Annotated in this window: 3 protein-coding genes; all 3 read right to left on the minus strand. The window is 55.6% G+C overall.

Annotated features, from left to right (window positions below):
• On the minus strand, nucleotides 1–887 hold an 887-nt coding region (locus tag AC1DUU_RS27060; protein ID WP_476786439.1), incomplete at its 3' end, for a Fic family protein.
• A gap of 244 nt (nucleotides 888–1,131) precedes the next feature.
• A complete protein-coding gene (locus tag AC1DUU_RS27065) occupies nucleotides 1,132–1,464 on the minus strand; it encodes a hypothetical protein (protein WP_476786440.1) in 333 nt (110 codons plus the stop codon).
• A 564-nt stretch (nucleotides 1,465–2,028) separates the two neighbouring features.
• Nucleotides 2,029–2,730: an LssY C-terminal domain-containing protein gene (locus AC1DUU_RS27070; RefSeq protein WP_476786441.1), complete on the minus strand. Its 702-nt coding sequence runs from the start codon at nucleotides 2,728–2,730 to the stop codon at nucleotides 2,029–2,031.
• Nucleotides 2,731–3,328 lie beyond the last annotated feature (598 nt).

Below are 3,328 nucleotides of genomic sequence, written 5' to 3' on the forward strand. Positions count from 1 at the left end.
CGGTAGCGTTCGTAAAACTTGGCCTTGGCGACGGAGAATTCGACACGCGCGAGCGTTACGCGCTGCGCTTCAAGGATCGTGTTGGCGAAATAGAGCAGCCATTCCGTAATCGCATTGCTCTTATTGCTGGACTCCAAGTTGTCGTAATAGGCCTTGCGGTGCCGTTCGATCGTGTAGGCCAACGCGATGAGGCTGGGCTCACCCAGGTTTTGCGCCAGAGCTTTTTCGCACAGAGCACGTCCTATGCGGCCATTACCGTCCTCGAACGGGTGAATGCTCTCGAAGTAAAGGTGCGTGATACCGGCACGTGTCAACGCAGGAAGCGGCAGCTTGCCTTTGGGCGAAGTATCGTTGAACCACGTAGCGAAGGCGTCCATTTCGGTTTTCACACGCACCGAAGGGGGAGCTTCGAAATGAACTTTTGGCTTATCCAGCCGATTGGAAACGATCTGCATGGCATCGGCATGCTGGCGATAGTTGCCAATGGCCTCGACACGCCGCTCACCCGACATCACCATCTTATGCCAAGCACAGAGCGTGCGATGCGAGAGCGGATCGGCAAAATGCAAATACACGTCGGCCATCATTTCAGCGATGCCGCGCTCGGCAGGCGGAATGCGCCTGGTAGTGCTGTACAAACCAAGTTGTTGGCGCAGGGATGATTGCAGGCTTTCGCGATTTAGATACTCCCCCTCAATCGCCGACGTCTTCAAGGCCTCTTCGCTGATGAGATCGATGCGGATCTGGTCGCGTTCGTGAGAACCGACATGGCGAAAGACTCCCAGGAACTCGCCCGATCGCAACAGGAAGTCGTTTTCTAGCGGCTCCAGTACCTTCTTGTCGTAGGTAAAATTAGGCCAGTCGGCCTGCTGCCAATTCCACACCATGAGTTATAGGGCTCCTTTCTATAGCTCACGATATGTTTAAGCATGAGCTATAGCAATCTTCTCTATGCCTCAGAAGTCGCGGCTTTGCGGCGCGGCACAAAGGTTGGGCCAAGTGACAACAAACGCTGCCGTTCTTCCTCCCAGAGCGATCACATCCTCGATGGTTTGGTGAACTGATACCGAGTGGCCGTTCCCATCCGAGTTCGTCGCTGTCGTGCGAATGAACGTATTGCCGTCGTCTTACCTAAGGTTGGACGCCAGTCTTGAGCGGAGAGGCGGGTGCCCAACACATCAAATGCCCGACCCAGTCGAGAGCGACTTCTTTGGTCTTGGCGCGCCATGTCTGGAATGGCTGGCCGCCTTGCGCCTTGCTTACACGGGCCCCCCATTCCTGCATCGCCCAGATCAGCACCACCTCTGAGTCGTTGCACATGGCGGTGCGAAATGCGCCGACGAGCTCGAGCCCAAGTTCCTTCGCCTGCCCGAGCCAATGCTCCGACACCAGTTGCAGATAGTCTGTGCAAAGCCAGCCTGGTTTGATGCTGACGATCTCATGCAGGAACACCTTGGCACCCACGACGGTGCCTTCGGCACAAAGCTGTCCGATATGGGGCGAGCAGGGGGCTGCAATCAACACGCGGTCGAAGCCGCTCGATGCCGGCCAGCCTGATTTTTTCGCCGGAGATCCAGACGGTGTCGCCGTCGACGACGCAAATTGTCCGTTGCGGCCCGTTGCAATGGGCCATCGGCTCGGCCGTGGCCGGCGCTGCCGCGTTGACGGCAACGAGCAGCAATGCTGCCCGGCTGGCACGCCGAACGAGATACCGACGAACCGTCTTCCTGACATGGCGCGCAACATAGCGATGCCGTAGTGGGCAATTCACGGGCATAAGGACGAATGTCAACTTTGGGGTGGTGGAAACCTGTCCGTCCGCTTYCCGTGGACAAGTGATACTTGACGTTTGGTCAGCCGAAGCGACCGACAGCTTTGCGCCTAGTAGCGGCCATTGAAGTGACCGTTGCTAACGCCTGAAAGCGGACATTGCTGGCGACCATTGGAGTTCGCGGTTGTGCCATTTTCCGACATTTTCGCGGACAAGAATGCCACGCATTCCAGCCGGGCATCCGGCACAGCGGGACACTACTTCAGTTTGCCGATGAGAGCCTTGCCATCCGTATAGTACGGATCGCCGCCACCGTTTCTGCCGTCTTTGGTGTTGCCAACCCCGGGAATTTCGTAGCTGGACGAAATCTCCCCGGCTTTTGTGAGATCGCCGATTACCAAGTCTCGTTCGGCATCCACATCGGGTCCTATGTGATGGGTAATCTGGCCCGTGTCATGACTGAGTCCGACCCCGCGATCGAAACTGRCTGAACCGAGCCAAATCGGACGCCCTTCGCTGTCCGATTTCTTCGTCTGCCAGAAACGCACATGATGGCGCTGGTCAGCACTGTCCCCAACAGGCATTTCAAAAGCCAGATCTTGTTTCCTACCCTCGAAAATAAGTGGACTGACGGGTGCATCCAAATCGGGTCGATGTAGAACGACGCTGAGGCCGATATCAACTGAGGAGCGTAGCGTGATCTTATCTGCAGGATCCCAATGCGCGGCCGCGAATGCGCGGATCACTTGCTCCTTTGAGCCGACGAGGCCGACATTTATTGGATCGCCAGGAATGTCCTGATCCGTATGCGTCACCATGCTGTCGAAATCAGCCACTCGTGATGCATCCCGAAAGAGCCAGATGTCAGGCACAATGAAGTATGCGACAAGCAGATATGCAACGACCAATCCAAGTACAATGGTTGCCGCGGTTCTTCTTCGAGTACGATGTTGAGTCATGGGAATGTACCGAAACCGTTCCGATCGTGGTCGAGCCGCCCGTCAGCTTGCAGGCGAGCATGTTTGTTTCTGTACGTAGCAGGCCTCCCGTAAATTGAACTTTGGAGAAGGTTCCGAAAACATCCGATTTCGGTCCGTAAGATCTGTCCCGGAAAGTCAACCAAACGTACCAGGTACGGACGCAATTCCAAGTTCAACGCTGCTCACGCGGTCGCCTTTGTGCGCACTCAGTGGATCTTATTCCAAGGCTGGTCGATCAATTCGCTTAATTTCGTCCGGCAATCAACACCTCAAATAGGAATGCAATGAGAGGTCATATTAGGGCGATTATGGTTTCGCCAATAACAAGAAGAGGTTCTCTTGGGGAGTTCGATATCAGCTATAACGCTGCTGCGGAACGGGTACTAGGCTTTTCGAATTCGCCCGCCAGCAATCCGGCGGGAGAATCCTTGGCAACTAACTGCACCCATAGTGCGGTCTGGTCGACATGTGCATGTATCCCTCTATTGAGCTTCTTGGCATGCTCGAAGAGCCTTGAGGGCAGCGTCGGTTCCRGTGAGACTCAGGACAATGGGATCACGCCCTGTCGGGGTAATAG

Source organism: Aminobacter sp. P4_H6_2 (assembly GCF_056400805.1).